The following is a 26845-nucleotide window of genomic DNA, read 5'->3' on the forward strand; positions in this document are numbered from 1 at the left end:
TTCCGGCCCCGGCCTCCCTCGGACGTCTGCCTCGTCTCGTACGGCTGCGGGAGTGCCGGGTGGGTCGGTGAGTGGGCGAGCGGGTGGGCGAGTAGGTGGGCGAGTGGTGTTGAAACGATTCAGCGCGGCTCAAAAAAAGAGGCTCGCCGTGAGGCGCCGGAGCCGGGCGATGGTGTGCCGGTCCGGCTTCCGCTGGCGCGGGACGCGGCTGCGGGCGTGGGGCGGAAGGCCGGTGCGGAGGCGTCGGTGGTGGTGGACGGGTCCCCGGTCCGCCGGTCGCCGGCCGTGGTGGTGAGGGTTGCTGGTGGCACGTGCGCCCCCTTGTCCGGGTGCCGTGATGTTGGGAGCGGTCCCACCGCTCGGACAACAGACAGGGTTCCGATCGGGCGTTTGTCTGTCAATCGTTGTGCGCGGTCGAACCCGGTCCGGCCGAGCTCAGCCGAGGCTGTGGCCGACGCCGGCGCTCATGCCGGCGATCGTGTGGGCTCTGATGTCGGGACACGGCCCGTCGGCGAAGCGGGCCACCACGGAGCGGACGTGCTCCTGGGCGGGTTGGGCCAGACCGTCGTACACCGCGACGCACACCTCCCGGGCCCGCGACCGTGGCCAGTCCGGGGGCAGCAGGCCGATGGGAAGCAGCGGGTCCAGCACCGGGAAGTGGCGGTAGGCGTGCATCACCTCGGTGCGGACGCGCACCGCGTCGGCACCGGTGACACCACCGGCGTTGACACGGGGCAGCAGGCTGCTCCACCTTCGGACGAAGGCCTCGTACTGCTCGGCGATGCCGGGCAGGTCCCACGCCTGAACCGGGTTGCGGTTGGCCTCCGTCTCGAGATCCACCTGCCGCGCGCGGAACACGCTCATCGCGCCCAGCGCCAAGTCGGCCAGCTCGGCCCGGCCCTTCGGCGTCAGGGGGTGCGGCGAGACCCAGACCGCGTCGTACAGCGGCGCGCACCCCCGCCATCGCAGTGCGCTGCGCAGCGCGCGCCGCCGCGCGCTCTCCCGCTCCGGGACGGAGAAGGCGATCAGCGTCCACACGCCGTCCCATGTGTCGGGCTGGGTGGTGAAAGCGGCGATCGAACTGCCGCCGCTCCACAGATCGGTGGCGGCTTCTCGCGTCAGCCGGTACGAGCTGTACCGCCCCTGCCGACTGCCCTCCAGCACTCCCCGGCGCGCCAGCCTGCTGATCGTCGTACGGGCGGCGCCGCCGGTCACTCCGAACTCGCCGAGCAGCGCGACGATCGCCGCCGACGGCAGCCACGCCCGAACGGGGAACGTGTAGTCGGCGATCAGGGTCACCGCCAGCCCCTGGGGCGAGCTGCGCTCCTGCCAGCGGGCCAACCGCACCGGTCCGGTGCCGTCACCGTCGCCGGAGAAGACCTCCTCGAGGTTGGACAGGTTGGGCACGGTCGACTCCGGCGCATGCGAATACGGCGGCCCCCACCTTAACGGCCACGGGATCGCCCGGAGGGACCCGGAGCAGGGCTCTTGCCGTCCCGCCGGGGTGAGCCGCGCTCCTGTGCCGCGGGCTCCGGCGGTCCGAGGGCGGGGAAGGGCGGGCGAGGGTGGGGCGCGGACCCCGCCGCCGGGTGCCCCGGCCGGGCGGGAGCGGGAGGTCCTCGGATGCGCGTCGGCCGGAGGGCCGGCCCGGGCGCGGTGAACGGGCACCTCGTCGGAGAGATGGTTGCCAGTTGCGTGCCCGACCGGACGGATTCCGGCGCAGGTTCCACACGCCCGCCTACGCTCGCGCCCCCCGCCCCCGCTCCCCCGTGAGGATCGGCCCCGACCGGCCCCGCTCCCCCGCCCATGGCGGCACCGCGCTGTGCCTATCGGCCCGCCGGGCCCATGGACGGCGGCTTGTGGCATGTCACGTTCCCGGCGGGGAGCGTGCCTGACTCCAGGTAGGCGTTCACCTTCGCGTCGACGCAGGCGTCGCCGTACTCGCCGTAGACGCCGTGGGCGATGGCCCCGCGCAGGGTGAGCAGGCGGGAGCCGGTCATCAGCCGGTGCATGGCCTGGGCGCCCCGGTAGGTGGTGGAGGTGTCCCCGGTGGCGGAGACGATCAGCGCTTCGGCCCGGTTGGCGATCGCGGTCGGCTCCTCGCGCGGCGGCTCGGGCCAGAAGGCGCAGGGGGCGATGTTGTGGGTGATCGGCCCGAACAGGGGGTGGCGGTGCCGGACGCGCCGGATGTCGTCCCAGTAGACCTCGGGGTCGCGCGGGGCGGCGCGGTCACCGCAGTAGATCACGGCGGCGGGGCTGACGAGACGCGAGTTCGCCGCACCGTCCAGGAGGAACCGCAAGGACTCCTCCAGTTCGGGGTTCGGGGCGACGGTGTCCCCGTCCGCGGCCCGCGCCGCCTCGCCCAGCACCCTCACCGTGGACGCCAGCCCGGCGCGCGCCCGGTCGTGGTCGCTGCCGACGCCGCCTTGGATCAGGAACGGGACCACGTGCTCGTCCACCTCGCCCGGGTGCGAGCGGACGGGCAGCGGGCGCTCCGACGACGCCGCGACGACGCGCTCCACGGTGGCGAGCACCTCGCGCCGGGTGCGGCCCAGGCCGTAGTCGCGGTGCCGTGCCGCGGTCCAGGACGCCCAGGCGTGCAGGGCCCGTTCCGAGGCGGGCTCCCTGCCGATCAGCGTCCTGGGGCCCCACCGGCGTGGATCGCCGGCGCTGTCGAGCACCATCCGGTCCGTCCGCCCGGGGAACATCTGCGCGTAGACGGCGCCGAGCTGGGCGCCGTAGGAGTAGCCGAGGTAGGAGATCCGGCGCTCGCCCAGCACGGCGCGGACGATGTCCATGTCCCGGGCGGTGTTGCGGGTGGTGACGTGCGGCAGCACGTCGCCGTGCCGGCGCGCGCATCGTTCGGCCAGGTCCTTGTGGAAGGCGACCTGGCGGTCGAAGCCCGCCCGGTCCGTCCCTGCGGAGCGCAGCCAGAGGCCGACCGGCCATCCGCAGTCCAGCGGGGTGCTGCGTCCCACGAAGCGCGGGTCCACCCCGATCAGGTCGTACCGTGCGCCGACCCTGCCCAGGTGGGTGCGGGTCTCCAGGGGCATGCCGAGCGTCGGCTCGCCGGGGCCGCCGTGGTTGAGCACCAGGGCGCCGATCCGGCGGGCCGGGTCGGCGGCCGGCAGCCGCGACACGGCGATCTCGATGGTCCGGCCCTTCGGGCGGGTGTAGTCCAGGGGGACGGTGACCTTGGCGCACCGGGCTCCGGCCCGGTGCAGGCCGGCGCCCAGCTCGTCGTCCGGTCCCTGCCGGCAGTCCGTCCAATCGACCCGCTGCCGGTGGTGTTCGGCGAGGCCGGAGGCGGAGTCGTCCATGGTGAGCACCGCGGTGCCCGTGGCCGCCAGGGTCAGCGCGGCCGCGGGCGCGCCCAGCCGCCGCGCCAGGACGCGCAGGTGTTTCTTCGTCGTCATGCCGGCGACGCTAGGCGCGGCTCGGCGGCCGGAGTATGCCGTCGACTGCCGGACGAAGGTACAGCCTGCTGTACTGCCCGGCCGCCGCCGCGCCCCGATACTGGGCACCGGTCCGTGGACGGGGAGGAAGGGGTGGGCGTGCGCGGAGGATGGACCAGGGCGTGGCGCGGCACGGCCTACCTGCTCGGTGGCCTGCTGACCGCCCTCGCCACCGTCGTGGCGCTGCCGCTGCTGGTGCTGCCCACCCCGGCGCGCGCCTGGGCGGACTGGCACCGGCGGCGGGCGGGGCGGCTGCTCGGCGTCGCGGTCCCGGCCCGCCCGGCGGCCCCGCCCGGGGGACCGCGCGCCTGGTGGCGTCGGATGCGCGCCGACCCGGGTGCGCGCCGGGACCTGCTGTGGCCGACGGTGCACATGGCCGTGGGGCTGCCCGCGGGTCTGGCCGTCCTGCTGTGTGTGGGCAACGTCGTCATGGCCGTGCCGGCGATGACGCTGTGGTGGGCATTCCCGGCCGACGCGGCGCCGCGGCTGCTGGGCGACGTCCGGGTGACGGGCTGGCGGATCGCGCTGAGCGCGGCGCCGTTGCAGGCCGCCGTGCTCACCGGGGCGGCGTGGTGGGGCTGCCCGCCGCTGGCGCGGGCGCACGCCCGGGTCTGCCTGGCGCTGCTGTCGCCGTCGGCCACCGAACGCCTCGCGCGGCGGGTGGAGGTGCTGACCCGGACGCGGGCGGGAGCCCTGGACGCGCACGCCGCCGAGCTGCGGAGGATCGAGCGTGACCTGCACGACGGGGTGCAGGCGCGGCTGGTGGCGGTCGCGGTGCGGCTCGCGGTGACCCGCGAGTCGCTCACCGACGCGCCCGAGGCCGTGACCAGGCTGCTGCGGGAGGCGCACGAGGGAGTGGAGGAGGCGATGACCGAGCTGCGCGCCGTGGTCCGCACCACCTACCCGCCGATCCTGGCCGACCGCGGCCTTGGCGGGGCGCTCGCGGCGCTGGCCGCCGACTCCCTGGTGCCCACCCGGCTGCACGTCGGCGAACTGGACGAGGTCCCGCCCGCGGCCGAGTCGGTGGCCTATTTCGTGGTCGCCGAGGCGCTCGCCAACACGGCCAGGCACAGCCGCGCGGGGCACGCCGCGGTGCGGGTGGAGCGTACGGGCGCCCGGCTGTCGATCCGGGTCACCGACGACGGGATCGGCGGCGCGGACGAGGCGCTGGGCACCGGCATCGCCGGGATCCGCCGCCGCGTGCTGGCCCTCGACGGCACCGTCCGGATCAGCAGCCCTCCGGGCGGCCCGACCACGATCGCCGCGGAGGTGCCGTGCGGGTCGTGATCGCCGAGGACAACGTGCTGCTGTCCAGCGGCCTCGAGCTGCTGCTGGCCGCGAAGGGCTTCGAGGTCGCCGCGGTCACCCGCGACGGCCCCGCCTTCCTGGCCGCCGTCACCGCCCACCGGCCCGATGTGACGATCGTCGACGTACGGCTGCCGCCCTCGTTCAAGGACGAGGGGATACACGCCGCCCTGCGGGCACGCCGCCTCCGGGAGGGCCTGCCGGTGCTCGTGCTGTCGCAGTACGTCGAGCGGGAGTACGCCAGGGAGCTGCTCTCCGACGGCCAGGGGGGCATCGGCTACCTGCTCAAGGACCGGGTGAGCCGGATCGCGGAGTTCACCGACGGGCTGCGCCGCGTCGCCGCCGGCGGCACCGCGATGGACCCCGAGGTCATCTCCCAGCTCCTCCTCCGCCGGGACGACGACCCCCTGGCCCACCTCACCCCGCGCGAACACCAGGTGCTCGCCCTCATGGCGGAGGGCCACGACAACGCCGCCATCGCCGACCGGCTGGCCGTCACCGACAACGCCGTGCACAAGCACATCGGGCGCATCTTCGACAAGCTCGGCCTGCCCGCCGCGGGCAGCGGCCACCGCCGGGTCAGGGCCGTGCTCACCTACCTCGGCCACCGGCGGCCCGTGTGATCCCGTGGCGGCGTCCGGCGGACGCGGTCGGGCGCGGAGCGCGCGGGGCAGGCGCGGCACGTCCTCGCCGTGCGGTTCAGGGCGCCGTCCCATGGCCTGCGGCGGGCGGCGGTTCCGCGACGCCGACGATGAAGTTCCCGGCCGCGGGCCGGACGCGGACCGACCAGCCGAGCGCGGTGAGGTCGTCCGTGAGGGTCCGGGCGTCGTGGAACACCTTCACGACGCGGTACCGGCTGCCGTCGTCGAGCCGGCGCCGCACCGCGGGGACGGGCTGGTCCGCGAGGACGTCCTCCCTCGCCGCCCCGGCGGGGCCGTCGTCGACGAAGACGGCTCTGCCGCCCGGTGCGAGGGCGGCGGCGACGGTGCGCCAGAAGCCGGGCAGCCGCGCCGGCGGGACATGGGAGAGCCAGAAGGCGAAGAACACGGTGTCGTAGCGCCGCGGCGGCTGCCACTCGAACAGGTCGGCCTGGAGGAACCGGACGTGGGGGGACGCGGCGCTGCGCGGGCGAGCAATGGCCAACACTTCGGCCGACGCGTCGACTGCCGTCACCGAACGGGCCCGCCCGGCGAGCACCGGGGTCCACTGGCCCGTCCCGCAGGCCAACTCCAGCACGTCCCCGGTGATCGGGAGGCCGTCGGCCGCGGCCAGCAGCTCCCGCAGGTCCTCGCGCTCCGCGTAGGGCCGGTCGTACTCGGCCGCGGCGGCTCTGTAGTAGGCCATCTGCTCGGCGAGAAGAACGTCGTCGTCGCTGTCCATGTCCTGACCGTACCCACGGTCCGCGCCTCTTCCCCCTCGTGGAGAGCACTGACGGACCCCGGGCCAGGATTCCCCCACGGAGCGTTCGTCCGCGGCGCGGGGCAGCGGAACCCTGACGCGCGGCAACGACCGGTGCCCCGATCCCACCGGTCGCCGACCAGCCATCAGGCTTCGGGCGGGCGCGGCTATTCGAGGACCGCGGTGGCCTCGACCTCCACCAGGAGGTCGGGCTCCCCCAGTGCCGCGACGCCCAGCAGGGTGATCGGTTTGACCGGGTCGATGCCGAGCTTCGCCGCGGCGCGGCTCACGCCCTCACCCAGCAGCGGCATCTTCTCGGGGCTCCAGTCGACGACGTGGACGGTCAGCTTCGCCACGTCGTCGAAGGAGCCGCCGACCCCGGCCAGGGCGGTGGCGACATTGAGATAGCACTGCTCGACCTGGGCGGCGAGGTCTCCTCCGCCCACGGGGCGGCCCTCGGCGTCGCGGGCGACCTGCCCCGCGAGGAACACCAGCCTCGATCCGGTGGCGACCGCCACCTGCCGGTAGACGTCGGGCTTCGGCAACCCCTCGGGATTGACCAGCGTCACGGCCATGGACGGCCTCTTCCTCTTGGTGTCATGAACGACTCGTTGGTGTCGTGAACGACTCGGTGTCACGGGCGACAGGATCGGCGCCCCATGAAAGCATAGCGCTGCTATGTATTGTGGGGGCCATGGCGAGGACGAAGGATCCGGCGGTCCGCTCCGTGCTGCTGGACAGGGCCGCGCACATGCTGCGGACGAGGCAGCCGGTCACGCTCCGCACCCTGGTCGCCGGAACCGGCGTGTCGACGATGGCCGTGTACACCTACTTCGGCGGCATGGACGGCCTGTGGACGGCACTGCGGCAGGAGGGCTTCACCCGCCTGGCCGCCAAGCTCGCCGCCGTCGAGATCTCCGCGGACCCGGTGCGCGACCTCGCCGCGCTGGGCGCCGCCTACCTGTCCAACGCCCTGGAGAGCCCCGATCTGTACCGGGTCATGTTCGACGCGGGCTTCGCCCTGGCGGACACCGGCGCGGCGGACGGCACCCTGCACCACCTGGTCCGCGCCGTCGAACGGGCCAAGGCCGACGGCCGCTTCCGCGGCGAGGTCGATCCGCTGGACCTGGCCACCCAGAGCTGGACCATCGGCCACGGCCTCGCCTCCCTCGTCGCCACCGGCCCCCTCCCCCGCCAGGCACTCGCCCACGGCGTGCCCATGCTGACCGCGCTGTTCACCGCCGCCGGGGACGAACCCGCCCGCTGCCGCCGATCGGTCGAGCACGGCTGGGGGCGGACGTACGCGGCGGGGTCCGGCTCCAGCAGGCGGGGGGAGGGGCCCTAGCGCGAACCGATCCCCCGTGTGGGGCGGCGGCCGCCGGGTGGCCGGTGCTGCGTCAGCCCAGGGAGGCGTCCGGCTCGGGGTGGTAGGGGGAGGGGACGGGGCCCAGGATGCGGGGCAGGTCCGCGCGGCGTTGGATGGAGAGTTTGCGGTAGACGCGGGTGAGGTGCTGCTCGACGGTGCTGACGGTGATGTAGAGCTGGGTGGCGATCTGCCGGTTCGACTTCCCGGCGGACGCCAGCGCGGCGACCCGCCACTCGGCCTCGGACAGGGCGAACCGCTCGGCCGCCGCCCCCGCCGCGGCGGCCTCGCGCGACACCGGCGCGGCGCCGGGTTCCGGACCCGGTGGGGCGGCCCGCACCACGGGTGTCTCGGTGATCCAGCGGCTGCTCGCCCCGCACTCCTCGGTCAGCCGCCGGGCCTCGTGCCACAGGCCGCGCGCCTCCGAGGTGTCGCCGTCGGCCAGCCGGACCTGGCTGAGCTCGGCGAGGACGCGGGCCAGCACCAGACGGCCGCCGCAGGCGCGCAGCACCCACGCCGCCTCCTCCAGCCGCGCCGCGCGCCGGTCGGGCTCCCCCGCCGCCGCCAGCAAGCGCAGGGCACGGCCCCGGGGGACGGTCGGCCGGTCGCCCAACTGGGCCAGCTCCTGCACCGCCAGCCGCCGGGCCGCGTGCGGGTCGCCGAGGGCCAGATACGCCTCGCCGACGCTGCTGCGCCAGCCGATCAGGTCGTACCGCGGTTCGCGCCGGTCCACGGTCGGGCCGCAGGCGGTGAAGTCGGTCAGGGCCGCGTAGGGGCGGCCGGTGGCCAGGTGGTGGTGGCCGCGGGCCATCAGGTAGAGCACGCCGAACGAGGACTGCGCCATCTCCTCGGGCACCGGGCGCTCCAGGTACCGGGCCGCCTCCTGGAGGCGGCCGCTGAACGTGGCGGCCAGCACCAGGGCGGACAGCGGCAGGCCGACGGCGACGCCCCAGTTGTGGGGCGGCAGCAGCTCCAGCGCGGCGGCGGCCCGCTCGGCACCGGTGCGCAGGTCGCCCCGCAGCACACGGATGTGCCCGTGCAGGGCGGTGTAGAAGGCGCGGCGGGCCGGCACGTTCCGCTCGGGGGGCCGGGCCAGCAGCTCCTCGCCCATGCGGTCGGCCTGCACCAGCCGGCCGTGCCTGAGCAGGTCGAGCAGGGCGACGGCGTCGCGCTTCCAGCGCAGCCGGCGGGCGGGAGCGGGCGGCTCGGGCGGCGGGGCGGCGGCGACTCGCCGCACCTCGGGCCGGGTGGGGGCGGGCAGGAGGGGGGCGGGATCCGGGTGGGTCGCCGCGGCGCCGAGCGCCGGGCTTCCGGGGTCCGCCGGGAGGAGGTCGAGCGACGCCGGGCGGAAGTACCCGACCAGCACCCGGGTGGCCGCCAGTTGCTCGGCGTCGCGCGGGTCGCCCGGGCGCAGGACCCCCGCCAGGTGGGCGATGGCCTCGTCGGCCTCCTTGCCGCGCCCGAACCACAGCAGCCACAGGATGAGCGGGTGCAGGGACAGCCTGTCCAGGGCGCCGGCCCGCATCTCGGCCAGCAGGCGCTCCGCCTCGGGGGCGGCGGCGGCCGGGTTGACGTACCACAGGGCGTGGACGAGGGCGAGGAGGACGTCCCTGCGGCCCTGCGCGTCGAGGTCGGCTCGGTCGGCCAGGCGCAGGAAGCGCAGCGCCTCGTCGGCCTGCCCCCGCCCCAGCGACCGGGTGGCCGCGCTCAGCAGCACCGCCACCCGCTCCGGCTCCGGCGTGTCGTCCGCGGCCACCAGGTGGGCCGCCACGGCCGGGGCGTCGGCGCACTCCTCGGAGAGCAGGGCCGCGGCCCGGCGGTGCAGGCGCGCCCGTTCGGCGGCGTCGGCGGCCTCCAGCACCGCGGCGGCCAGGTCCGGGTGCCGGAACCGGCCGTCCCCGAGCAGGCCCGCGCCGTCGAGTTCCCGCAGGTCGCGGCCGACCTCGGCGGCGTCGCGGTCGAGCAGCCGGGCGACGAGGTCCGGGGTGCCGTGCTCGCCGAGCACGGCCAGGGCCCGCGCGCAGGCCAGCAGGGAGGGGTAGCGGACGAGGACGGCGAGGTAGGCGCAGCTCATGTGGTCACCGACGGAGGGGCGGCCGCCGGAGGCGGCGCCGGACGCCGCGAGGTCCTCCACGAGCGCCCCGACGAGCGCGGGGCTGCCCCCGCTGACGTCGTGGACGAACCCGCCGAGGCGGTCCGCCGCCTCCGCGCCGAGCCTGCGCTCCACCAGCTCCCGGGTCTCGGCCCGCGGCAGCGTGGCGGTCTCCAGCATGCGGCAGGCGGGGAGCCCGAGCAGCTCCGGGCGGTGGGCGGTGCTCCTGCGCAGCGCCTGCCCGTGCGCCAGGACCATCACGATGCCGTTGGTCCTGGCCCGCCGGGCCAGATGGAGCAGGCAGGCCCGGGAGGCCCGGTCGGCGTGGTGCAGGTCGTCCACGGCGATCACCACCGGGGTCTGCCGGGCCGCCGCGCCCAGGGCGGCGGTCAGGTCCCGCAGGGCGCGCAGGTCCAAGGCGTCCGGGGGGTCCGCGGAGGCGCCGTGGTACATGAGGCGGGCCAGCGCGCCCAGCACGGGGCCCGGGGCTCCTGGGGCGTGGGTGAGCTGTTCCAGGACGGAGAAAGGGATTTCACGCTCGTTGGGAAATCCGGTGGCGGCGAGATACAGGGCGCCGGAGGTGCTCGCGTGATTTCCGAGTGCGCATAACAGGGAGCTCTTGCCGGTGCCCGGTCCGCCATGGACGACCAGGACGCCGCCGCGGGAGCGCCCGCTACCGCCCAGTAATTCATCGAGGGCCGCGCGTTGCGTGTTCCATTTCGCTGATCGCATGACATCACCCCTGCGCTCGCGGTAATCGCTCCCCGCCCGGCCACGGGGAAGAAGAGGTCGGGAACCCCGCGCCGTTCAGTCTAAAACACCGGACACGGACCGCCGCCACCCCGCGTCAGCGGATCTCCCACCCCTTTCGCGTCTTCCGGCGAACGGGACCCATACGAACATTCGCGGGTAATGGCGTGACGTTTTCCGGCCATTTTCACGACCGGTCGGCCGGGGAAATGGGCGGTGCCGTGCGGGTGTCGCGGCGGGGACCGGACCCCTGTGCCGGTCCCCGTCGCGCGCCGCCCGCCGCGGTTGGGCGGGCCCCGCCCGCGGCCCGCGGAAAGGGCGGGAGCCGGCCGCCGGCGGGTGCGGGGTCGCACCGCGTCCGGGGCCGGCTCCGTGGGCCGGGGGCCCGCTCACCAGGCGACGGGCACGGCTGTCGGACCGCGCACGATGGCGTCCGGCGGCCGCCAGCGCAGTCGGGCCGGGTCGGCCCGCAGCGTGAGTCCCGGCGCGGCCCCCAGCAGTTCCTCGACGGCGACCCTGGTCTGGAGCCGGGCCAGCCGGGCGCCGAGGCAGACGTGCGGCCCGTGGCCGAACGTCAGGTGCCGGGCGGGCCGCCGGCCGACGCCGAGCACCTCGGGCCTCGGGTTGTGCCGCGGGTCGAAGTTGGCGTGCAGCAGCGAGACCAGGACGCCGTCGCCGGCCCGGACCCGCGCCGTGCCGAGCAGCGTGTCCCGGCGGGCCACCCGGGTGAAGCCGACCGGGACGACGGGCGCGAACCGCAGCAGTTCCTCGACCGCGCCGGGCACCGACCCCGGGTCGCGCACCAGCGCCCGCCACTGCTCCGGGTGCTCCAGCAGCGCCAGCACGGCGAGCGACACCTGGCCGATCGTCGTCTCGTAGCCCGCGTTGAGCAGCAGCTCGACCAGGCCGGTCAGCTCGTGCCCGCTGAGCGTGCCGTCCTTCTCGCAGGCGTCGAGGAGCGCCCCGAGCAGGTGGTCGCCGGGCGGGCGCCGCGCGGGATCGGTCAGGGACGCGACGTACTCCCGCAGTTCCCGGTGGGCGGCCGCCGACTCCTCGGGCGGGCACGGGGTGATGCCGTGGACCCGGTCGGCCAGCGCGGTGAAGCGGCCCCGCTCGGCCCGCGGCACGCCCAGCACCCGGCAGATGGTGTCGGCCGCGAGGACCGTCGCATAGCCGGACACCAGGTCCGTGCCCCGCCGCCCGGCCAGCAGGCCGCGGGCCGTGCGGCGGATCCCGTCCTCCAGGGCGGCCACGGCCCGCGGCGCGAAGGCGTGGTTGACCAGCTTGCGCAGCCTGCCGTGGCCGGGCGGGTCCAGGCTGGTCAGCGCCGTCGGGTCGGGCCGCAGGGGGTGGACGGCGGGGGCGCCGGGGGCGACGGCCAGGGCCCGGCTGAACAGGCTGTCCGTCAGCACCCGGCGGCCGAGCGACAGGCCGGTCACCAGCCAGAGCCGGTCGCCCGTCGGCGCCAGGACCCGGATCGCGTCCGGCACCGGCTCCGGCAGGGACAGGTACCCGGGCAGCGGTCCGCGCTGCACGGCGGTGGCGTGGTCCATCCTTCGCCGCTCCTTGGCTACTTGACGCCGACGACCATGTACTCCGGCCCGTCGAGGTGGCCGACGGTGATGTCCCGGAACCCGGCCTCGGCCATCCACGCCCGGCACTCGGCGCCGGTGTAGCCCAGGCCGCCCGCGGAGACCAGGGAGACGTTGAGGCTGGTCAGCATGCCCATGGTGTTGACGCGCCGGTCGTCGTCGATGAGGGACTCGTAGACCAGCAGCGACCCGCCGGGCGGCAGGGCCCGGTGCGCCTTGCGGATGAGCATCTGCTTGACGTCCAGGCTCCAGTCGTGCAGGACGTGGCCCATCACCAGCACGTCCCCGGACGGCAGCGGGTCGGTGAAGAAGTCGCCGGGCGCGAACCTGGCCCGGGTGGCGGCGCCCACGTGCTCCAGGTGGATGCCGAAGCGCTCGCCCACCTGCGGCAGGTCGAAGCCGATGCCCTCCAGGTGCGGGTGGGTGCGGAGCACCTGGCCGAGGAAGTCGCCCTCGGAGCAGCCCACGTCGACGACGGTGCGCACCCGCGACCAGTCGAAGGCGGTGGCCAGGGCGCGGTTCGCGCCCAGGCTGTAGCCGGTCATGGCCCGCACGAAGCCGGTGACCTGCTCGGGGGTGGCGAACGCCTCGCCGAAGGTGTCGCTGCCGGCGTCGGCGGCCACCAGGGTGCCGTCGCCCGAGGCCGCGCCGTCGCCGCCGGAGGCGGCCAGGGCGTCGGAGAAGTCCAGCCGGTCGCCGCTGCGCAGCCCCTCGGTGAGCCGGGCCCAGCCGCCGAAGCCCGCGTTGAGGAAGGCCAGGTAGCCGGTGATGTCCGAGGCGGGTTTGCGCGGGTTGAGGTACTCGTCGGACAGGGGCGAGTTGCGGTAGACGCCGCCGGTGCGCTCCAGCATGCCGAGCGAGACCAGGGTGTCGAAGAAGTCCCTGGCGCCCCGGCCCTTGACGCCCAGGCGGGAGCACAGCTCCTCGCCGGTGCGCGGCTCCTCGGCGAGCTCGGCGAAGACGCCGAGCTCGATCGCGCTCAGCAGCACCTTCGAGGACCAGAAGGCGGTGGCCAGGGCGATGACGGTGTGCGGGGACAGGTCGTCGCGCGATGTGGTCACGGGTGTTCCCCTCTCGTGGGCGGGGTCGGTCACAGCAGGCCGAGGTCTTCGTAGACGGCGTCGCACACGGCCAGGGCGCGGCGCCGGTGTTCGTCCTGTCTGGTCTTGCCGTTGAGGTGCAGGGCGGTGACCAGGCCCGCGTCCGGGTCGGCGAACGCGACGGAGGTCCACAGCCCGTAGTGCCCGAAGGAGCGCAGCGAGGCGTGGTGGCTGAACGCGGTGTACTCCTCGCCCAGGTGGTGGGACTCCACGCGGAAGCCCAGGCCCCAGTCGGCGTTGCCGAACGGGTCGGTCAGGCCCACCCGGTGGCGGGCGGTCAGCGCGGTGACGGTCGGCGGGCGCAGCAGCCGGCCGCGGGGGCCCTGCCCGCCGGCGAGCAGGGTCTCGAAGAAGCGGCCGAGGTCGCGGACGGGGCCGCGCATGTTGAGGCCGTGGATGGGCAGGGTGCAGGACCGTTCGGTGGCGAACCACCAGGTGGGCTGGGCCGGCAGGCCGTCGCCGGTGATGTGGATCAGCGGCAGCCGGTCCGCCGCGGCCCGGTACTCCTCGGCCGTGAGCACCACCCGGGTGTCCTCCATGCCGCAGGGCGCGAGCACCTCGTCGGCGAGGAAGCGCGCCCAGTCGCGGCCGTCCACCGCGCCGACCACCTCGGCGAGCAGGAACCACGCCCACCACGCCGCGTAGTTGATGCGCTCGCCGGGGCGGGCGCCCGGGGGGACGGCCAGGGACCGCACCAGGGCGCGGCGTGCGTCGAGGGGCGCGGCGAAGGCGCCGTGCAGCGGGTCGAGGGCCATCGGCACCGGCGTGGTGTGGGTGAGGAGCTGGTGGAGGGTGATGTCCTCCCGGCCCTGGCCGCGGAACCACGGCAGGTACGCGGCGACGGGCCGCTCCGGGTCCACCAGGCCCCGCTCCCACAGCCGGCCGAACGCCGCGGCGCCGACCGCCTTGGAGCAGCAGTACCAGATGGGCCAGGCGTCGCGGGTGAACGGCACCCCTGGCCGGCACTCGCCCAGCGCGACGGACACGGCGGTGCCGGAAGCCGCGTGGGAGACGTAGAGCTGGGCGCCGGGGGTGGTGCGGCCGAGTTCGGCGCGCAGCGCGGCCATGGTGCGGGGCAGGACCGCGCCGGCGGCCCGCCGCGCCGCCTCCTCCCGCTCCCGCGGCGGGAGGGGGGCGGCCGGGGGCGGCCAGTGGGGTGGCGCGGTGTCCTCGGGCGGGGACGCGGTGTGCTCCCGGAGCCGGGCCAGCGCGCCCGAGGGGTCCTGCCGCAGCACGCGGTCGAGGAAGAAGACGAACAGGAACGCGCCCTCCAGCCGCAGCCCCCCGTGCTCGAACAGCCCGGTGCGCTGCCGCTGGCCGCCCAGCAGCAGGGTCGCCGCTTCGGCGTGGGTGAGGGTGAAGGAGAGGGTGGGCCGCTGCGTGGGCGGGCCGGCGTCGAAGCGCAGGTTCCCGTCGGCCAGGTCGGCGGTCATCAGCACGGCGGGCGCGGTGCCGGGGGGCGGGTCGGTGATGCGCAGGGCGACGGTCACCACCGTGTCGGCGCCGGGCGGGGGCGCGGCACAGCCGGCGCCGGCGAGGCGCAGCCAGTGCGGGGAGAACAGCTCGTGCCGTGCCGCCTCGGCGTGCCCGGCCGGGCCGGTGGCCGTGGCCGGGCCGGGGCCGGCCGGGGCCGCCCGCATCAGTCGCTCCCGGCCACGGTGAACCGCACCTTGGAGGTGCTGGTGAGGCTTCCGTCGGGGGCGGCGAGCGCGGCCAGTTCGGCGTTCACCGCCGCCTCGGCGTCCTCGCGGGCGCCGTCCGGCACGGCCTCCCAGAACTGGCGGCCCGCCGTGGACCACACCCACCGCCACCACTGGTCGGCGTTCTCGAAGCGGGTGACGCTGTCCTCCTCGTGCGTCCGCACCCCGGTGAACCCGGCCTCGGTGAGCGCCCGGTGCAGCGCGTCGACCGAGCGGAACGGGCTGTCCTCGGGCAGGGTGTGGGAGGACGGGCCGCGGCCGTAGGGGGCGCCGGCCGCGAACACCGGGTCCCAGCGGGGGTCCGGCCGCCCCCACCAGGACACGGCGACCCGCCCGCCGGGCCGGAGCAGTTCCCGGTAGCGGGCCAGGGCCGCGCGGGGACGCGGGAAGAAGAACAGGCAGATGCCGGCCAGCACGGCGTCGAACGAGGCGGGCGCGCCGGGGACGCCGTCCGCGGTGACGGTCTCGGCGTCGCCGACCACCACCCGGGCGTTGCCCAGGCCGTGCCGGGCGACCTCCTCCCGGGCGCGCTCGGCCATGCCGGGCGACAGGTCGATGCCGACGGCCTCGCCGCGCAGCCCGACCGCGCGGGCGGCGGGGACGAGCACGGCGCCGGTGCCGCAGCCCACGTCCAGGACGCGCTGCCCTTCGGTGAGCCCGGCGTGCGCCACCAGGCGCCGGCCGAGGTCGGCGAAGTGCTCCACGCCGACCCGCTCGTAGGTGGGGGCGCTGCGGTCGAAGAGCCGGGCGAGCGCGGCCTTCCGCTCGGTTGCGCTTGTGTGTGCGACCTCGGTCACGGTGTCCTCTCCTGGTCGGGCGCCGCCCCGCGGGCGTGGTCCGCCGCGGGGGTGGCGCGGGTGGTCGGGGTCGGGGCGCCGGCGGGCCGCTGCGGCACGCCGGTCCTGGCCGCCTCGTAGACGGCCGCGACCACGGCGACCGCCTGCCGTCCCGCGGCGCCGTCCACCAGCGGGGGCCGGCCGTCGCGCACCGCGTCGCAGAAGTCCGCGAGCTGGTCGCGGTGCGGCTGGTACAGCAGGCCGATGCGGTCCCTGGCCGGGTCCCGCTCCAGCGCGGCCGCGTGCTCGGCGGACTGGTCGGCGCTGCCGTAGGCGCCGTGCGGGGGCACCCGCTCGCCGTCCCGCGCCGCGTGGAAGAAGGCCAGTTCGTCGTTGTCGATGACCACCGAGCCGCGGTCGCCGTGCACCGCGACCCTGGCGGTGCGGCCCGGGTAGGCGGCGGTGGTGGCCAGCAGCGTGCCGAGCGCGCCGCCCGCGAACCGCAGGGTGGCGGTGGCCACGTCCTCCACCTCCACGCCGCGGTGGGCCAGCAGCGCGGTGTGCGCGGCGACCTGCACCACCGGGCCGGCCAGCCACTGCACCAGGTCCACGGCGTGCACGGCCTGGTTCATCAGGGCGCCGCCGCCGTCCAGGGACCTGGTGCCCCGCCAGGAGCCGGAGTCGTAGTACGACTGGTCCCGCCACCAGGGGAACTCCACCGACGCGGAGGTGACGCGGCCGAGCCGCCCGTCCTCGACGGCGGCGCGGGCCAGTCGGGCCGCCGGGTCGAAGCGGTGCTGCGAGACCACGCCGAGGGTCCTGCCGTGCCGGCGGGCCGCGGCCACCAGCCGGTCGGCGGCCTCGGGTGTGACGTCCGCGGGCTTCTCGACCAGCACGTGCTTGCCCGCCCGCAGCGCCGCCCCGGCCAGCTCGGCGTGGGTGCCGCTGGGCGTGCACACCACCACGGCGTCCACGTCCCGCCGGGCCAGCAGGCCGGGCACGTCCGCGGCGTCGCAGCCCAGTTCCGCGGCGAGCGCGGCGGCCCGGTCCGGGGCGCGGCCGGCCACCGCGGCCAGCCTCGCCCGGCCGGCCAGCGCGGGGTCCCCGCGGGTCAGCAGCCGCCCGAGGAAGCCGCCGATGGATCCGCATCCGACGATGCCGAAGGTGAGCACGGCCGCCTCACCCGACCGGGGCGATCGCGTTGCCCAGGTAGTTGGGGAGCGCGGTCAGCCGGCGCTCCTGGTCGTCGAGGTCGGCCGGGTACGCCTCCCGGTACCTGCGGGTGACCTCCCGGACCTCCTCCCAGGTCGCGGGCGGCCGGCCGCCGTTGTGGCGGGGGGCGAGCCGGTCGTACAGCGAGGTGCCCGGCCGCAGGTACAACTGGTTGATGCCGAACCAGGCGGGGATGTCCGCCGCCCAGTCCACCAGCCAGTCCGACTGGCAGGCGTCGTCGTCGGGCAGCCCGAGCAGCACGAACGCGAACGGGACGATCCCGGCGTCGCGCAGCTTCAGTATCGCGTCCCTGATCTGCTCCTCGGTGACCCGCTTGTGCACGCCGGTGCCCGCCACCGAGGGGGACTCGGCGCCCAGCCACATGCCCTGGCAGCCGGCCGCGGCCCACTCGGTGACGTCGTTCCGCAGCACGATCTCGGCCCGGGTCTGGCCCACCCAGCCGATGCCGCGCCCGCGCAGGCGCTCGCACACGGCCCGGTAGAACGCCTTGTTGATGCCGAAGACGTAGTCGAGGAAGAACTGGAACTCGAGGCCCGCGGCCCGTTGCGCCTCCACCTCGGCGATCACCCGGTCCACCGGCTGGGTGCGCATGCGGGTGCCGAACGGCAGGTGGCAGAAGGTGCAGCCGTAGGTGCAGCCGCGGGCGGCCAGCACCATGCCGCAGGGGCCGGGCTGGGGCAGGCCGTCCACGATGACCTCGGCGGTGTAGCGGTGCATGGGGACCAGGTCGTAGGCGGGGGCGGCGCACTCCTCCAGGTCCAGGTTGGGGTAGGGCCTGGGCTTGGCGCCCACCACCGTCAGCGGCGAGGCGGCGAGGTCGCCGCCGAGCACCGGGGCGGTGGCCCCGGCGGCCAGGTCGCGGACGGCGTGCACGGTGGCCGCGTCGGCCTCGCCGACGGCGACGTGGTCCACGCCGAGCGCCGCCCTGGTGGCGGCGGGCAGGTGGGTGCCGTGCGGGCCGGCCGCCACGGTGCGGGCGCCGGGGAAGTGCCGCCGGGCGCGGTCGGCGGCGGCCCGCACGGGGCCGAGGTCCAGCGGGTAGCACTGGGCGCGGTCGGCGATGGCGGAGGAGACCACCACCAGGTCGGCCCCCGCCGCGCCGGGCGGGGTGTCCGTCAGGCGCTGGTCCCACACGGTGACGGTGTGGCCGTCGGCGCGGAGCTGACCCGCGGCCACCAGGACGTCCAGCGGGACCTGGATGAAGTACTGGTCGAAGCGGTTGCTCGGGATGACCAGGCAGATCTGCATGGCGGTCGACCTCACAGACGGGCGGAGGGGGCGGTGGGCGGCGGCGACGCGGGCGACGCGGCCTTGGCCGAGGCGGCCAGCCGGCCGATGCGCGACACGGCCCGCAGGTCAAGGCCGGGCGGTCCCGGCTCGGTGAGCAGCGCGGCCATCGACCGGCGCAGCGCGTTCTCCATGGGCGAGTCGTGGACCAGCCACTCCCGCCGCAGGCCGGGGCCCTCGACGGCCAGCCGGTGCGTGTTCCTGGGCAGCCGGGTGCCGTTCGGCAGGGTCACCGGGTCCAGGTCGAGGCCGAGGACCACCGGTCCCGCGGTCACCTCGAGCCGGCGCTGCCTGCTCTCCCGGTGGGCGCGGGGCCGGTCGAACCAGGAGGGCACGGGCACCTGGCCGGACGGGTCGGGGCCGACGACGGTGGAGTACAGCTCGACGGCGGCGCCGCCCGCCGTGCCGGTCTCGTGGGCGGCGGTGCTGGTCAGCTCGGGGTCGAGGGCGACGCGCAGACCGCCGTCGCCCGGCTCGGCGCGCAGGTAGGCGTCATAGGCGTCGGCGGGCAGCACGCCGCGCACCAGGGCCAGCATGTGCAGCCACTCGTAGCCGAACACCCCGTAGTCGCGGTCCACGAACCGGCCCGCCGCGATGTCGGCCCGCCGGTCCTTGCCGAACCCGACGCGCACCGCCCGCAGCGGGTGGCCGGGCGCGAGCTCCTTGCGGATGGTGCGCAGCAGCGCGACCGCCTGGGCGTGCCGGTACTGGTCCATCACCACCAGGCGGGCCCGCTCGTGCCGGGCGAGCAGCGCCACGAGGGCGGGGATCTCCCAGGAGCGGCACACCGGCTTCTCCACCAGCAGCCGGGCCGCCGGGTCCACGGCCAGCACGGCCTCCACGGCCGCGAGGTGGGCGGCAGTCGGGGAGCACACCGACCACACGTCGACCGGCAGGTGCCTGGGCACCTCCTCGGGGTGCCGGAACACCGGCGCCGCGGCGGGCGCGGCGGCCGGGGACGGGTCGACCACGCTGACGGTGAAGCCGAGGCCGGCCAGCAGGCGCTCGTGCAGCCGGCCCGCGGTCCCGTAGCCGATCACGCACACATGGGTCCTGGACATCCGCGGCCTCACCGGGTGCCGGCGGGGCTCGGGGCGGGCGCGTCCTGGCGGCGCCGGGTCCCGGCGGCCAGGTACTCCTCGTAGTACGCGGAGAACAGCCCGGCGTCGTCGATGGCGCGGTCCACCGGCTCCAGGTGCAGGCCGGGCCCGAGGCGGTCGGCGTCGCGGCACAGCGCCTTGGCGGCGATCAGCGTCCCGGCCCGGTAGGCGTCGTAGCCGCGGTTGGCGATCCCCTCGTACTCGAACAGGTTCAGCGACCTGCCGTCGCCCAGCAGGGTGACGGTGGCCCCGGTGGGCAGGGTGTGCCGCACGCCGACGAACGGGACCTCGGCGGACCGCACGCCGGGGTGGCCCTCGCCGAGCAGGCTGAAGTCCTTGGTGGCGAACCCGGCGAGGTAGGCGCCGTCGGGCAGCAGCGGCAGGTCCTCGGCGGTGAGGGCGAGTTCGCCGGTGCCGCCGATCAGCAGGAACGGGGAGTGGGCGCGCAGCGCCTCCGCGAGGCTGCGGTAGGTCTCGAAGCCGTGCTCCGCGGCGATGATGAGCGGCAGCACGTCGGTGTCCACGACCGAGACACGGCAGCCGACGGAGCGCAGCGCGTGCGCCACCCGCGCCCCCAGGGTGCCGAAGCCGAGCAGCAGCACGTGCCGGCCGATGAACTTCTCACCCGGGAGGATGGCGCGCAGCCGGCGCACGCAGGAGTCGGCTATCTCGTTGTAGCCGAGCATGGTCTTCAGCTTGGACCTGGCCATGTTCAGCACGGGTATGGACAGCCCGCCGGGCACGGCGGAGACGCGTTTGAGGCCGCTGACGGTCAGTTCGACGGCGGCGTCCACGCGCTGGTCCAGCAGGCCGCTGGTGCCGTAGCCCTGGGCGAGCAGCCCGCCGTCGTCGATGACCAGGACCCGGCGGCCGGCGGCGTGGGCGGCGCGGATGAAGTCGTCCACCCGGTCGTTGACGCCCATGGCGTAGGCGCGGGCGTCGGCGTCGGCCGAGCCGTTGATGACGGAGTTGTCCAGGACGTCGCTGCGGTAGCCGCGGTCGAGGAACCAGGCGTGGACGCGGTCGCGGTGCAGCGTGCGGTCGCCCTTGGACAGGGCGAAGATCCAGTCGCGGTCCAGGCCGGCCCGCTCCATGCCGAGCAGGAAGCCGACGCTGTTCTCCACGTAGTGGTCGCGGAAGACCAGCGCCCAGTCGCGCAGCGCCGGCTCGTGCGTGGTGTACCGGGACAGCAGCGGCATGGCGCGCACGATGGAGTCGATCTCCGCGCCGGTGTAGCACCGGCCGCGCAGCGTCAGCGCGTCCACCAGGCGGTCGAACACCGCCTCGGCCGCGGGCGACAGCGGCCCGGCCGCGGTGAGCAGCACCCGCAGCCGGCCCACCACCGGGTGGACGTGGTCGAGGGTGCCCGGCTCCCCGTCCGGCAGGGGGCGGCTGCGGATCTCCACCCGGGTGCCGTCCAGGGTGGTCACGCAACCGCCCGGGCCGAGGGCGTCGAAGTCCGCCTCGGGCAGCCCTTCGCCGCGCAGCACCGAGCCGACGGCGTCACGCAACTGCCCGGTGGTCATCCGGCCGTCCAGGACCTCGTAGCGGCCCCCGGCCGGCTCCGGCGGCGCGGCGGACCCGTCGGTCCCCACGGCGCCGGGCACCGGCTCGCTGGTGGAAAACGGCATGGGTCGTTCCCTTCTCGTGGATGGTGGGCCGCGGACGCCGGGCGGGCGGGCGCCCCGGCGGGGCGGCGGGAGGCCGCGGGGTGTGCGGCATGTCGCGGTGCGCGGACACGGGTGGGTGCGCGGGACGCGGGTGGGCCGGCCGGCGCGGGTGGCGGCCCGGCCCGGGGGAAGCGGGCGGGCCCCGGTGGGCCCGCGGGGCTCAGAACCAGACCAGGACGGCGGCGGCGGCCGTCATGCCCCCGCCGAGCGCCGCCAGCAGGACGCGTTCGCCGCGCCGGAGCGGGCGCTCGCGATGGGTCCGGTCCAGGGTCAGCGGGATGGAGGCGGCGCCGGTGTTGCCCAGCTCCCGGGCCGTGATCGGCACCCGGTCCGGGTCGATGCCCAGTTCGGCCGTGAGCTTCTCCAGCAGGCGCACATTGGGCTGGTGGAAGACGAACCGGTCGATGTCGCCGAGGGCCAGCCCGCTGTCCGCCAGCGCGTCGCCGATCACCTCAGGGAGGACCCGCAGGGCGTAGTCGGACACGGCTCTGCCGTCCATCCGGAACAGGTGCCCCCCGGCCCGGCGGGCCCGCGCCGTCAGCGGTGTCCTGGTGCCCCCCGCGGGCACCTCCACCAGGGAGCGCAGGCGCCCGTGCGACACCAGCCGGGACGCGCGCAGGCCGTACCCCTCGGGCACCTCGCCGAGCAGGACGGCGCCCGCGCCGTCGCCGAACAGGCTGACCGTCCTGCGGTCGCGCCGGTTCATCACCGAGGAGAACATGTCCGCGCCCACCAGCAGGGCGTACCGGCCCTGCGCGGGCTGCGTGGCCAGCAGGCCCGCGCCCACGGTGAGCCCGTAGACGAACCCGGAGCAGACGGCGTTGAGGTCGAAGGCCGCCACCGCGTCCATGCCGAGCCCGTCCTGGACCGCCGCGGCCGTCGCCGGCTGGGGCTGGTCGGGCGTGGCCGTGGCCACGATCAGCCAGCCCACGTCCCGCCCGGCGCCCGGTCTCCTCGCCAGGAGGTCACGCACGGCGGCGACGGCGAGGTCCGAGGTCGCCTCCCCGGCGGAGGCGTAGCGCCGCTCCCGGATCCCGGTCCGCTCCGCCACCCACTCCTGCCGCACATCCGCCCACCGGCCGATGCGGGCGTTGCCGACGACCGTCGCCGGCACGTGCACTCCGACCTCCAGGATCCCCACCGGCATGCGGAATCTCCCGCCTTCCTGTGCAGCCCAAGTCTCCGCGCGGGGCGCCTGCCCGCGCCTGGCGGTGCCTCACCGGACGACCTCGCGGCGGGGAGGGCCCGGGTGCGGCCCCCGTAGGGCGACCGCCCGCGCCGCCCGGTGCCGGGGCGGTCCGCGTTGTCCTGGGAAGAACGCTATGTACGCCGGCGGCCCGGCTCATCCCCTGGCCACCCTTATCACCCCCTACCGGCACCGCACGAACGGGCACCGGCCCCGTACCCGGCACGGCCTTACGGGCAGCGGCGGCCCGCCCGTTCCCCGCCCCGACCGGAACGCCGGCCCGGCGACGGGCCGGGGCACCCGGGTCCGCGCTGCTCAGCGGGGGCGGGGTGGCGGCGCCGGCTTGCCTCGGGCTGATGTGCCATCAGACGGCGCACCGGCGACTCGGCCACGGCCGCGGCCGCACCCGGGAGGCGGGGAGGGCGCGGGCGCGGTGGACTTCGACGGCGCGGGCGGCGGTGCGGGCGGGGTCACGTGGCGGTGCGGGCGCGACGCGGGCGGCGGCGCGTGGCGATATGGGCGACGGGACGGGCGGCGGCGCGGGCGACCGCACACGGCGACGGGCTCCACGGCCGCCCGCCGCACGGGTGACCGCCGTGAGGGCCGGTCGCACGGCGGACCCGGGTGTCGCCTTGCCGTGGACCGCGCCGACGGAGCCCGCTCGCCCCGCCGCCGGGTGCGGGCTCCGTGCCGCCGTTCGGGGGCGGGCCGGTCAGCTCCCGCCGCGGCCGGTCAGGGCGTCGCGGGCCCGGTCGACCAGGCCCGCGCCCGGGGCGAGGAGCTTGTTCGCGGGCGGGGTGTCCGGCGCGGCGGGGTGCGGGCGGGTGGGCGCGGTCCGCTTGGCCCGGCGCACCCTGTCGCCGAGCTCGGTCAGCGCCTGCGGGGAGCAGGCGTCGCGCAGCATCACGAACAGCCGCCGCTCCTCGTCCTCGACGTGCTCGCCGACGGTGGTGCGCAGCCTGGCGACCAACTGCTCGAACCTGGCGTCGGTGGGGTCGAGGCCCTCCAGGTCCTTGAGGATCCGTTCGACCTCGGCGTGGTCGGCCAGCTCCTTGTCCGCGAGCGCGTCCCCCTCAGCGAGGTGTTCGCGGACCGCCGGGTACAGGTGCTCCTCCTCGGCGACGGCATGGCGGATCAGCTCGATGGTGAGCCGGTCCACGATGTCCCTGCGCGCCTGGTCTCCCGGCGGCACCGCCAGGAGTTGCTCGAGCATCTCTTCGACCTCCCGGTGGTCGGTGGTCAGCTCCGCGATGACATCCCCGCCGTGCGCCATGGCTTCCACTCCTCCGAGAGCCGCGGGTCGTGACGACCCGGGTCCGCCTTCCGTCCACCCTCATTGTGGACATACAGGGGCATTCGCCGCGCGCCGAGCCGGGGTCCGGCGTCCCGGGCCGGTCGAGCGGGCAGGGCGGTGGGCGGAAAATCCCTACCGCGGTGACCGGAGCGGCATCAGACTCGTCCCATGGCTGACATGGGGTCGTTCCGGGAGGCGGTCACCGCGTGGGCGGCCGGCGGCCCCGGCGACGGCGCGCGCGAGCTGGCCGCGCAACTGCCCGTCCGGGTGGTCGTCCTGCTCGAAGGGCCGAGCGACGTCGCGGCGGTCGGCGCGCTGGCCGCGAGTCGCGGCCGGGACCTGGCGGCCGAGGGGGTCTGCGTCCTGTCGATGGGCGGCGCGATGAACGTCGGGCGCTTCGGCCGCCTGCTCGGGCCGGCCGGCCTGGGCCTGCGCCTCACGGGACTGTGCGACGAGGCGGAGCGCGGCCACTACGCCCGCGGCCTGGGACGGCCCGGCGCGGCGGAGGAGGGGTTCTTCGTCTGCGCGGCGGACCTGGAGGACGAGCTCATCCGCGCGCTGGGCGTGCCACGGGTGGAGGAGCTCGTCCGGGCGGAGGGCGACCTGCGCGCCCTGAGGACGTTCCTGCGCCAGCCCGCCCAGCGGGGCCGCGCCCCGCAGCAGCAGTTGCGGCGCTTCCTCGGCACGCAGAAGGGGCGCAAGATCCATTACGGCCGTGTCCTCGTGGAGGCCCTGGACCCGGACCGCGCGCCCGCCCCGCTCGACGGCCTGCTCGCCTGCCTGTGACCACCGGGCGGGCCGGTCCGCCCGGCGCGGCGACGGTGACGGCCGCGCCGTGGCCGGGCGGAGGCGAACGAGGACCGAGCGGCGGGAACGCCCCGGCCGGCACCGTCACCGACCCGCCCGGGATCCCGGCAGCGGCACACCCCGTCGGCGGCTCCGGACGCCGCCGCCCGAGCCGGCCGGACGCGACGAGCGTTCGGCCGGAAGGCGCCCGGGGGCGGGTTCCCTACGCTGCCGGGGTGGTAGCGCGCGTCCTCGGGCGGGGTGTCCCCCACCGCGGGGAATGAGTGCGCGGTGAGCGGTGGTGACCAGCCCCGGGCAGGCGCCGCGGCGTGTCCCCGGCGCCGGCCGGGCGGTGAGGAGCCTGTCATGGTGATGGCGAACCCCGTGGTCCCGCGGAACCCGGTGGCGGAGGACGAGGCGCGGGAGGCCCCGCGCGCCGGGGGCGGCGCCCCGGCCGCGGCCGGGGTCGTGGCCGGCTGACCCGGCGGAGGTCGGGGCCGTGGCGGGCGGGCGGGAGGCGCGAGGGGTGGAGCCGGGACGGATGCTGGCGCGGCTGATGCAGGCGAGCCACACCGTCACGCTCGAACAACTGCCCCGCTTGATCGCCGAGCACGCCGCCACGGTCGGTCTGGACGAGGTGGCCGTGTTCGTGGTGGACATCCAGGAGACGGTGCTGCGGGAGCTCACCGGGCGCGGGCCCGACGCGGGCGCGGGCGGCCGGCAGTACGCGGTCGACGGGACGCTGCCCGGCCTGGCCTACCAGCGGGTCGAGGTGGTGGAGGAGGGCGGGCACGGGTCGCGCCGCTGGTGGGCCGCGGTCACCGACGGGGTCGAGCGCCTCGGAGTGCTGTGGGCGGTCGCCGGCGCGGGCGGCGAAGGGGGCGGCGACGGGGCGGAGGCCGTCCCCGACACCCTGCGGGACCTGGCGTCCCTGGTGGCCCTGCTGCTGCTGAGCAAGCGCTCCTTCAGCGACTCCTTCGCCCGCCTGGTGCGCACCGCGCCGATGAACGTGGCGGCCGAGATGCAGTGGCACCTCACCCCGCCGCCTGCCTTCGCCGGGCACGACGTCACCGTCGGCGCCGTGATGGAACCCGCCTACGAGGTCGGCGGGGACGCCTTCGACTACGCGGTGAGCGGCACCACCCTGCACATGGGCGTCTTCGACGCCATGGGCCACGACACCGCCGCCGGGATCACCGCCAACCTCGCCGTGGCCGCCTGCCGCAACGCCCGCCGCCGGGGCGCGACGCCGGCGCAGACCAGCGAGGCGATCGAGGCGAGCCTGACCGGCCAGTTCGGGCACAGCCGCTACGTCACCGGGATCCTCGCCGAACTCGACCTGGCCACCGGCCGCCTGACCTGGGTCAACCGCGGGCACCACCTGCCGGTGCTGATCCGGGACAACCGGTGGACCACCTCGCTGTCCTGCCCCCCGGCCGGGCCGATGGGCGCGGAACTGGGCCTGCCGGTGACCGTCTGCCACGAACAGCTCCAGCCGGGCGACCGGCTGCTGCTGTACACCGACGGCATCGTCGAGGCCAGGGACGCCCAGGGGCGGCAGTTCGGCAAGGACCGGTTCGTCGACTTCATCGTGCGCCACCACTCGGGACAGCACACCCTGCACGAGACCCTGCGCCGCCTGATGCGCGCCGTCCTGCACCACCACGGCGGCAACCTGGACGACGACGCGACCGTCCTGCTCGCCGAATGGCGCGGCGGCCACCAGGACGACCTCGTCCCCTGACCAGCGCACCACCCCGCCCGCGAAGGCGCGCGGCGGCCATCCCCAATCTTCGACAATGGGATCCGTTTTCATTAGGATCGGGTGTCGCCACCCCCGGGAACCGAGTGGGAACGGCGGAGATCCGAGCGCCCGGGTCGGAGGGCCGGCCCGGTGGGAGACCGAACCGGGAGGCTGCCATGACTCAGCGCGCCGCACGTCTGGGCACGGTCCAGGAGACCCTGCTGATCCCGCTGTACGGGCGGGCGGTGGAGAACCGGAAGCCGGACGCCGCCCTGCGCGACGCCCGCGCCGAGGAGATCGTCGCGGCGATCGACTACGACTTCACCCGCTTCGACGGCCTGCCGAGCCTGATCGGCGCCACGCTCCGCACCGGCCTGTTCGACCGGTGGGTGGCGGAGTTCCTCGCCGAGCACCCCACCGGGACGGTGGTGGAGATCGGCACCGGCCTCAACACCCGGTACGAACGCGTCGACAACGGCCGGGCCCGCTGGTTCGACCTCGACCTGCCGGACGTGATCGACCTGCGCCGCGCCTTCTTCACCGACACCCCGCGCCGCACGATGATCGCCGCGTCCGTGACGGACCCCGCCTGGGCGGACACCGTCGCGTCCGGCACCGGCGGCCCGTACTTCCTGTCCGCCGAGGCCGTGCTGCCCTTCCTCGCCGAGGCGGACGTCCGCGACGTCGTCACCCTCCTCGCCGAGCGCTTCCCCGGCTCGCTGCTGGCCCTGGACACGGCAGGACCCGGCATCATCTCCACCCAGGACCGGCATGACGCGCTCAGCAAGGTCGAAGCCCGGATGCGGTGGGCCTGCGCCGCCCCGGAACGGCTCGCCGAGTGGCTGCCGGGCGCGCGGGGGCTCGCCTCGCACACGCTCGGCAGCCTCCCGCCCGGGATGTACGACGAGCTGCCCGCGGCCTACCAGGAGATGCTCACCGGCCTCGCCGAGCAGCGACTGCCGCAGGTCGAGGAGTACCGGCTCAACCTGATCCGACTGCCCTGACCGGCATCGG

21 protein-coding genes are annotated in these 26845 nt (G+C 76.0%); 6 read left to right on the forward strand and 15 right to left on the reverse strand.

The annotated features are described in order from the left end of the window. Positions 1-435 precede the first annotated feature (435 nt). Positions 436-1407, reverse strand: a complete 972-nt coding sequence (locus tag ACYVO2_RS15100; protein ID WP_461008297.1) for a PaaX family transcriptional regulator — start codon at positions 1405-1407, stop codon at positions 436-438. A 419-nt stretch (positions 1408-1826) separates the two neighbouring features. After that, positions 1827-3416 (reverse strand): alpha/beta hydrolase, encoded by a 1590-nt coding sequence (locus ACYVO2_RS15105; RefSeq protein ID WP_461008298.1) that lies wholly within the window; start codon positions 3414-3416, stop codon positions 1827-1829. A gap of 138 nt (positions 3417-3554) precedes the next feature. Here ACYVO2_RS15105 and ACYVO2_RS15110 point away from each other — a divergent pair, with 138 nt between their 5' ends. Then, a complete protein-coding gene (locus ACYVO2_RS15110; protein WP_461008299.1) occupies positions 3555-4742 on the forward strand; it encodes a sensor histidine kinase in 1188 nt (395 codons plus the stop codon). Further along, positions 4730-5383 carry a response regulator transcription factor gene (locus ACYVO2_RS15115; protein ID WP_461008300.1) on the forward strand — a complete coding sequence of 218 codons (654 nt, stop codon included), beginning with the start codon at positions 4730-4732 and terminating at the stop codon, positions 5381-5383. The genes ACYVO2_RS15110 and ACYVO2_RS15115 overlap by 13 nt, the downstream gene beginning before the upstream one ends. Positions 5384-5459: 76 nt before the next feature. Here ACYVO2_RS15115 and ACYVO2_RS15120 read toward each other — a convergent pair whose 3' ends face one another. Next, complete coding sequence (locus tag ACYVO2_RS15120) at positions 5460-6140, reverse strand: class I SAM-dependent methyltransferase (RefSeq protein WP_461008301.1); 681 nt, start codon at positions 6138-6140, stop codon at positions 5460-5462. A 185-nt stretch (positions 6141-6325) separates the two neighbouring features. Beyond that, entirely contained in the window at positions 6326-6733 is a 408-nt protein-coding gene (locus ACYVO2_RS15125) for a RidA family protein (RefSeq protein ID WP_461008302.1), read from the reverse strand. Positions 6734-6852: 119 nt separating this feature from the next. Between ACYVO2_RS15125 and ACYVO2_RS15130 the strand changes: the two genes are divergently transcribed. Then, on the forward strand, positions 6853-7503 hold the full coding sequence (locus ACYVO2_RS15130; protein WP_461008303.1) for a TetR/AcrR family transcriptional regulator: 651 nt from the start codon (positions 6853-6855) through the stop codon (positions 7501-7503). A 52-nt stretch (positions 7504-7555) separates the two neighbouring features. Here ACYVO2_RS15130 and ACYVO2_RS15135 read toward each other — a convergent pair whose 3' ends face one another. The 11 genes from ACYVO2_RS15135 to ACYVO2_RS15185 form a co-directional block, all read right to left on the reverse strand. Then, entirely contained in the window at positions 7556-10345 is a 2790-nt protein-coding gene (locus ACYVO2_RS15135; RefSeq protein ID WP_461008304.1) for a helix-turn-helix transcriptional regulator, read from the reverse strand. A gap of 407 nt (positions 10346-10752) precedes the next feature. Continuing rightward, positions 10753-11916 carry a cytochrome P450 gene (locus ACYVO2_RS15140; RefSeq protein WP_461008305.1) on the reverse strand — a complete coding sequence of 388 codons (1164 nt, stop codon included), beginning with the start codon at positions 11914-11916 and terminating at the stop codon, positions 10753-10755. Positions 11917-11933: 17 nt separating this feature from the next. Next, positions 11934-13016 carry a methyltransferase gene (locus ACYVO2_RS15145; protein ID WP_461008306.1) on the reverse strand — a complete coding sequence of 361 codons (1083 nt, stop codon included), beginning with the start codon at positions 13014-13016 and terminating at the stop codon, positions 11934-11936. A gap of 29 nt (positions 13017-13045) precedes the next feature. Further along, positions 13046-14695: a serine hydrolase domain-containing protein gene (locus ACYVO2_RS15150; protein WP_461008307.1), complete on the reverse strand. Its 1650-nt coding sequence runs from the start codon at positions 14693-14695 to the stop codon at positions 13046-13048. Then, the gene (locus ACYVO2_RS15155) at positions 14695-15552 is read right to left on the reverse strand and encodes a class I SAM-dependent methyltransferase (RefSeq protein ID WP_461008308.1); all 858 of its coding nucleotides are present in this window, start codon (positions 15550-15552) and stop codon (positions 14695-14697) included. The genes ACYVO2_RS15150 and ACYVO2_RS15155 overlap by 1 nt, the downstream gene beginning before the upstream one ends. Beyond that, the gene (locus tag ACYVO2_RS15160; protein ID WP_461008309.1) at positions 15549-16703 is read right to left on the reverse strand and encodes a Gfo/Idh/MocA family protein; all 1155 of its coding nucleotides are present in this window, start codon (positions 16701-16703) and stop codon (positions 15549-15551) included. The genes ACYVO2_RS15155 and ACYVO2_RS15160 overlap by 4 nt, the downstream gene beginning before the upstream one ends. Before the next feature lie 7 nt (positions 16704-16710). Then, complete coding sequence (locus ACYVO2_RS15165; protein ID WP_461008310.1) at positions 16711-18012, reverse strand: B12-binding domain-containing radical SAM protein; 1302 nt, start codon at positions 18010-18012, stop codon at positions 16711-16713. A gap of 11 nt (positions 18013-18023) precedes the next feature. Beyond that, the gene (locus ACYVO2_RS15170) at positions 18024-19112 is read right to left on the reverse strand and encodes a Gfo/Idh/MocA family oxidoreductase (protein ID WP_461008311.1); all 1089 of its coding nucleotides are present in this window, start codon (positions 19110-19112) and stop codon (positions 18024-18026) included. Between the two features lie 8 nt (positions 19113-19120). Continuing rightward, complete coding sequence (locus ACYVO2_RS15175; RefSeq protein WP_461008312.1) at positions 19121-20782, reverse strand: hypothetical protein; 1662 nt, start codon at positions 20780-20782, stop codon at positions 19121-19123. Between the two features lie 199 nt (positions 20783-20981). Next, positions 20982-21968: a 3-oxoacyl-ACP synthase III family protein gene (locus ACYVO2_RS15180; protein ID WP_461008313.1), complete on the reverse strand. Its 987-nt coding sequence runs from the start codon at positions 21966-21968 to the stop codon at positions 20982-20984. Between the two features lie 751 nt (positions 21969-22719). Continuing rightward, positions 22720-23280 (reverse strand): hemerythrin domain-containing protein, encoded by a 561-nt coding sequence (locus ACYVO2_RS15185; protein WP_461008314.1) that lies wholly within the window; start codon positions 23278-23280, stop codon positions 22720-22722. Between the two features lie 189 nt (positions 23281-23469). Here ACYVO2_RS15185 and ACYVO2_RS15190 point away from each other — a divergent pair, with 189 nt between their 5' ends. The 3 genes from ACYVO2_RS15190 to ACYVO2_RS15200 all read left to right on the forward strand — a co-directional run bounded on the left by ACYVO2_RS15190 (position 23470) and on the right by ACYVO2_RS15200 (position 26835). Further along, complete coding sequence (locus ACYVO2_RS15190) at positions 23470-24087, forward strand: TOPRIM nucleotidyl transferase/hydrolase domain-containing protein (protein WP_461008315.1); 618 nt, start codon at positions 23470-23472, stop codon at positions 24085-24087. A 541-nt stretch (positions 24088-24628) separates the two neighbouring features. Then, on the forward strand, positions 24629-25831 hold the full coding sequence (locus ACYVO2_RS15195; protein WP_461008316.1) for a PP2C family protein-serine/threonine phosphatase: 1203 nt from the start codon (positions 24629-24631) through the stop codon (positions 25829-25831). A gap of 176 nt (positions 25832-26007) precedes the next feature. Next, complete coding sequence (locus tag ACYVO2_RS15200) at positions 26008-26835, forward strand: class I SAM-dependent methyltransferase (protein WP_461008317.1); 828 nt, start codon at positions 26008-26010, stop codon at positions 26833-26835. Positions 26836-26845: the final 10 nt, after the last annotated feature.

The sequence above is a fragment of the Streptomyces capparidis genome, from assembly GCF_054782095.1.